This window comes from Microcystis sp. M20BS1 (assembly GCF_020245305.1).
Classification (GTDB): domain Bacteria; phylum Cyanobacteriota; class Cyanobacteriia; order Cyanobacteriales; family Microcystaceae; genus Microcystis; species Microcystis ichthyoblabe_A.
This window is the reverse complement of sequence record NZ_JADBUZ010000123.1, coordinates 1-4891: the sequence shown is the minus strand read 5'-3', so window position 1 is coordinate 4891 and position 4891 is coordinate 1. Positions and strand designations below refer to the sequence as shown.

The window sequence follows — 4891 nt, the reverse complement described above, 5'->3', positions numbered from 1 at the left end:
ATTACGAATCTCGCTCCGGTTGGGAGGATTGCGATAGGGTTCAATTAAGACAGTATTAAGGACAATTCTGCCTAATAATCCCAGATAATCGGGGTTGGGTTCGGGATTGGGGGAAAAAAATAAATCTATCTGTCGGGTTTCGTCGCTGACTTCTTTGCTGATTTCGACGATTCCCAGGGGAGAAAGTAATTGTTCAAGGTAGTTTTTGGCAAATTGGTCATGGGGTTTCATGGACTGAGCAGTTAATCGATAATTCTCAATTGTATAGTTATTAAAAAAGTGGGTTTAAATAACCCACTTCTCAAGTGATGATTGGTAGTTTTTGGGATCGTAATTTTCAGACTGTGCCAGAAACTATGAGGATCCATGGCAATTATTCTCCTTGTCAATAGTGAGCAATTGTAAGATTAGACTACATCTTCGAGAAAATCATAAATTTTGTCTAATTGTTCCAAGGTCACTAAACCGTACTGCCAGAGAATCATCGGTAAATGAATTTTATCAGATTGGATCGAGCGCTCGGCCATAGCGATCGATTCTTGGGGAAGGGACAATTCCTCTTGCAGAAATCGTCGGAATTGGGAATAGGCAATCGTGGACATAGGGGGATTTTTTTCCTCAATAGTTATAGTATATCTCGTGATTTTAACAAAACACTACCTGAGCGGTTTCAAGGACAGTTAGTCTTGCGACCGTTTTTTCTGTATCTAAGCTATCTCGATGATAGAGAGTGCTTTCACAAAAATCGCTGGCTCTCTTAAGATAGTCCCGTTAGATCGAGCAGAATTTTGTCTCTGTTTAATCCATAGCAAGGGTAAAGATTATTCAATCTATGACTTGATAGACTATAAAAATCCTAATCGATATGGTTATATCTTAAACAGTATAAGTGCGTAATAGCTTCTAAAAGCCATACTTATATTTCCAGACAAGGGACACTTTTTATAAGAAAGTTAACCCCATTTTCAAAAATTAAGGTCTTGAGATAGACTCAATCTTAATTTTATCTCCTTCTTTCACTCCTAATTCTTTCGCTCGACCCCCAGCTAGTTCGATCACTTGATTAACCATGGTGTTTGGACCATAGACAGGACAAGGATGCACCGCACAAGGGGGGACATTGAGCAAAACTGCTTTTACTATACCATCTTTTAGAAAAATCATGTCTAGAGGAATCGAGACATTTTTCATCCAAAACCGGGCCATCAGAGGTTGTGCAAAGGGAAATAGCATACCGCGATTTTTCTGCAAAGATGAGCGATACATTAAACCCTTGGCCTGTTGTTCCTGGGTTTGAGCCACTTCTAACTCAATCATCTCACCATTAATATCTGCTTTGGCCGTGATCGGTAATATTTGCCCTTGATTCTCAGTCGTAATCTGAGCCATTGAACTATTATTACCATTGAGATTAGTCGATTGACAACTCAGCAGCAACAAACCTAAAAATAATATTAACTTGATCTTGAGCATAAATGATTTTTTACCAGTTATCACCAATAGTTATCAATACTTAATTTTCCTAGTATAAGTGGAGAATTAAGCAGATAAGACACTAACACAAAGTGGTGACGGCAAATATAAAGATAGTATTAAAAATATCTAGCATGGGGGTGAGCATCCTTCCTTGAGGAGAGGGGCAGGATTGCTAGAACGTATATACTAGGAAAATTCTCAAAGTTATTGGCCGATTTTCCCCTTCAATTTTGCCCCAGTCTGGCAGCAGTCGATCGCCTTCGTAGGTTAAAATACCATTGATCTGTTGATCGATTATTGTAGGCTCAGGAGCAATCACCATGACCGCAGAAAGTATGTTATTTAATGGGCCGATCGTGGCGATCGTTCTCGTCCTCGTCGGATTAGCTTGGGGTTTTCTCCTCCTCAAAATCCAAGGTGGAGAAGCGGAATAGCTTGTTTTTCCGTTCATGGTTACTTTATTAGTAATCATGAACTAATTTTTTCCCATCAAAAGTAATTAAGAGAAAATCAATAACTAAAATTTTATAGCTATACCTATGACCACTCCCAAGATCGAGTTTTTTGTCGGTTTATCAGAAGAATTAAGCGGTGTTAGTCTCCGCAAAAATAAAAATACCGGGATTCGCAATGTCCTGATGACTTTTAAAACCCTGAAAGCGATCGAACGTTTCCAAAGTTTCACCACCCGTACCTACGGCGATCTCCGTCTCACCGATGAGGAAGGAGTGATTATAGTTATTCCCAACTCGACTAAGTTTATTTTTGGAGGAGATGAAGGAGATGAAATTCAACGGGTAGAATGTGGTTTTGAAATCACCGATGAACACTGGGAGCGTTTTCTGCGCTTTATGAATCGTTATGCGGCAGCCAACGGGATGGGGTATCAGGATAAGTGAGAAGTGGGAAGTGGGGTGTAGGGTGTGGGGTGTAGGGTGTGGGGAGAACAAATAAAAATAATCTCCTGACTACCGACTTGAAAGAGGGTGTAGGGTGTGGGGTGTGGGGTGTAGGGAAAGAAACATCTTTCATCTGTGGGGGTGAAAATTTTTTCATCGGGACTGACTCCTGAACTCTGATAGCCAAAAACCAGCTAAAATAAGGATAAATTTAGTCAAGAAACCATGAAAATAGCGATTACTGGGGCGACGGGATTTGTGGGGAGTCGATTGGTGGTCAAACTCCTTGATCGCAGCGATGATATTCTAATTTTGACGCGCAATCCCGATAAAGCCCGAAGAATTTACCCAAAGTCAATCTATCCTAAGATAGAGATTATTCCCTATATCGCCACAGAATCGGGGGATTGGCAAAAAGAGATTTGCGGATGTGACGCGGTGATTAATCTAGCGGGAGAACCGATTTCGGAACGCTGGACCGGTGAAGCAAAACGAGCAATCGTCGCTAGTCGGGAAATCGGCACCGAGAAAATTGTCGAGGCGATCTCGCGTAGCGAGCGCGTTGCGACCGCACTTGCTGCCCAGAAACCGAAAGTTTTAATTAACTCATCGGCGATCGGTTACTATGGAACCAGTGAAACCGCTAGTTTTGACGAAAATAGCCCTCCCGGTGGCGATTTTCTGGCGGATGTCTGTAAAAAGTGGGAAACAGCCGCCCAAAAAGTTAAAGATTACGGCACTCGTTTAGTCATTCTTCGCACGGGTATTGTTTTAGGCAATGGGGGTGCTTTAGGGAAAATGATCCCACCCTTCAAACTATTTGCCGGCGGACCGATTGGCAGCGGTCGTCAGTGGTTTTCTTGGATTCATCGGGATGATTTAATTAATTTAATTATCTATTGTCTCGATCGCCCAGAAATTAACGGTACTTTCAACGCTACTGCACCCAATCCCGTCCGGATGAAAGAATTCTGTCAGATATTAGGGGAAGTAATGAATCGTCCTTCTTGGTTGCCAGTGCCAGATTTTGCCCTCGAAATTCTCTTGGGAGAAGGGGCAAAAATCGTCTTAGAAGGTCAAGAAGTGCTGCCAAAAGCCACCCAAGCGATCGGTTTTGACTATCGTTATCCTAATCTAGAAGCGGCCTTAGAGGAAATTGTCCCGAAAATGTAGAAATCTGATACAGTAGCTGGACTCAGTGTTCTCAATCTATTTTTCACTCCAGACGGGATGGGAGAATAAAGAGGCAGCCACTCTCACCCCGCGCAGTTGATTTAACAGGGGTAAATGACCCACGGGAGCGCTTAAATCCCAGATAAATTCTTGGGGGTATTTTGTCCAATTATTGCCATTTTTCCAGCCAATTTTCGGCCAAAGTTTCGGGAAATCTTGACCGACACCGATCCATAATTTGCGCTGCACCGACCAACCGAATTTTCCTTCCGAATGAACTAACCAAAGATTATCAATAGTCTGAATATCTACACCGGGGAAAGCTTCCACTTCCGTAAAATAGACCCATTTCCTCTGTATTGCCCCTTCTCCTGCTAATTCACAGAGTTTTTGACGGGTGAGACTATCGGCAGTTTGAAAATCCTGTTTAGCCAATAATTCCTGTAAAAGTCGATAATCGATACCTTTAGCACTGTCTAGGGGAACAATACCCGTGGGGAAATAATTAGCTAAAAATTCCTTGCTCTGAGTGCTATTATCTTGGTATAGCAATTGATAGGCCTTACCTGTCACCAGATTAACGGGAGTGGGACGCCAGGCTAATAAAAAATCTCTCAACACAGTTAGGCCACCTTCTCCGGCCTCGGCTAATTGTGTCAGGATTTGTAATTGATTTTTCGGCGACTCGGTGGCTAATTGACTCATCTTACGGGTAATATCCTCGCTTTGTTCTTCTACTAACACGCCATTCTGGTCAGTCATATCATCACTTTTAAGACCACTCCTTCAATACTATTACCACTATTTCGGGGTGGCTGCTCGATTTTTTCCTGACAAAACAGGGATTTTTAGCACCGACATTCCGCACCTCTTCATATACTTTTACATATCTTTACATTTCCCAAGATATTTTGACGAAAAACCTTCATTGTAGAAACTACTATTGAGAACATTTTCAATAATTGATTTTTTCTGAGAAAAAAATTTATAATTCTTCACCCTGACAAAAATCCTTCATTGTGGCTATAATCCTTACTGGCAAAGAGTTGTAAGCAATATAACTGAACTTTCCCCATACATATATACTATAATAGCCGAAAACCCTTATCCATCAATGGATACGCCCCTTAACTTTTCTTAATGTACCCATGTAATTTGTAACATTTCTTAATGGACAAGAATTCTCTCCATTTACTAAAATGGGTAATGATTCGGTAGTAGTGGCGTAGCTCTGTTGCTTACCTGGTATGAATTGTGTAAAATATTTATTAATAAAAATAATTGGAACCCGATCAGTCTTTAAACCTCTAGCTTGATCATGACTTTTCTGATAAATATCTTTT

At 41.2% G+C, this 4891-nt stretch carries 8 protein-coding genes and 1 pseudogene; 3 read left to right on the top strand and 6 right to left on the bottom strand.

The features are described from left to right. From IM507_RS13235 to IM507_RS13220, 4 genes and pseudogenes are all read right to left on the bottom strand, one after another. Window positions 1–231, bottom strand: a pseudogene (locus IM507_RS13235) (hypothetical protein); the annotation flags it as partial. A gap of 176 nt (window positions 232–407) precedes the next feature. After that, complete coding sequence (locus tag IM507_RS13230) at window positions 408–602, bottom strand: DUF2949 domain-containing protein (RefSeq protein ID WP_061430188.1); 195 nt, start codon at window positions 600–602, stop codon at window positions 408–410. A gap of 370 nt (window positions 603–972) precedes the next feature. After that, a complete protein-coding gene (locus IM507_RS13225; RefSeq protein ID WP_002731960.1) occupies window positions 973–1473 on the bottom strand; it encodes a DUF192 domain-containing protein in 501 nt (166 codons plus the stop codon). 175 nt (window positions 1474–1648) lie between these two features. Beyond that, on the bottom strand, window positions 1649–1798 hold the full coding sequence (locus tag IM507_RS13220; protein WP_002734390.1) for a hypothetical protein: 150 nt from the start codon (window positions 1796–1798) through the stop codon (window positions 1649–1651). Here IM507_RS13220 and petM point away from each other — a divergent pair. From petM to thyD, 3 genes are all read left to right on the top strand, one after another. Then, window positions 1797–1910, top strand: a complete 114-nt coding sequence (gene petM, locus IM507_RS13215) for a cytochrome b6-f complex subunit PetM (RefSeq protein ID WP_002731506.1) — start codon at window positions 1797–1799, stop codon at window positions 1908–1910. The two genes, IM507_RS13220 and petM, sit on opposite strands and share 2 nt — an antisense overlap. Before the next feature lie 105 nt (window positions 1911–2015). Beyond that, on the top strand, window positions 2016–2375 hold the full coding sequence (gene psb28, locus IM507_RS13210) for a photosystem II reaction center protein Psb28 (protein WP_002733459.1): 360 nt from the start codon (window positions 2016–2018) through the stop codon (window positions 2373–2375). Between the two features lie 225 nt (window positions 2376–2600). Next, complete coding sequence (thyD, locus tag IM507_RS13205) at window positions 2601–3548, top strand: thylakoid membrane protein ThyD (RefSeq protein ID WP_002734480.1); 948 nt, start codon at window positions 2601–2603, stop codon at window positions 3546–3548. A gap of 36 nt (window positions 3549–3584) precedes the next feature. Here the strand turns inward: thyD and IM507_RS13200 are convergent, their stop codons facing one another. Beyond that, entirely contained in the window at window positions 3585–4310 is a 726-nt protein-coding gene (locus tag IM507_RS13200; protein WP_002733427.1) for a GUN4 domain-containing protein, read from the bottom strand. Window positions 4311–4659: 349 nt separating this feature from the next. Continuing rightward, window positions 4660–4891: hypothetical protein (locus tag IM507_RS13195; RefSeq protein ID WP_272071878.1), on the bottom strand; the 232-nt coding region annotated here is incomplete at its 5' end.

What these genes read in the sequence shown, in the direction of transcription:
- IM507_RS13225 (WP_002731960.1), bottom strand. Translation starts at nt 1,473, where the DNA reads ATGCTCAAGATCAAGTTAATATTATTTTTAGGTTTGTTGCTGCTGAGT.
- psb28 (WP_002733459.1), top strand. Translation starts at nt 2,016, where the DNA reads ATGACCACTCCCAAGATCGAGTTTTTTGTCGGTTTATCAGAAGAATTA.
- thyD (WP_002734480.1), top strand. Translation starts at nt 2,601, where the DNA reads ATGAAAATAGCGATTACTGGGGCGACGGGATTTGTGGGGAGTCGATTG.
- IM507_RS13200 (WP_002733427.1), bottom strand. Translation starts at nt 4,310, where the DNA reads ATGACTGACCAGAATGGCGTGTTAGTAGAAGAACAAAGCGAGGATATT.
- IM507_RS13230 (WP_061430188.1), bottom strand. Translation starts at nt 602, where the DNA reads ATGTCCACGATTGCCTATTCCCAATTCCGACGATTTCTGCAAGAGGAA.
- IM507_RS13220 (WP_002734390.1), bottom strand. Translation starts at nt 1,798, where the DNA reads ATGGTGATTGCTCCTGAGCCTACAATAATCGATCAACAGATCAATGGT.
- petM (WP_002731506.1), top strand. Translation starts at nt 1,797, where the DNA reads ATGACCGCAGAAAGTATGTTATTTAATGGGCCGATCGTGGCGATCGTT.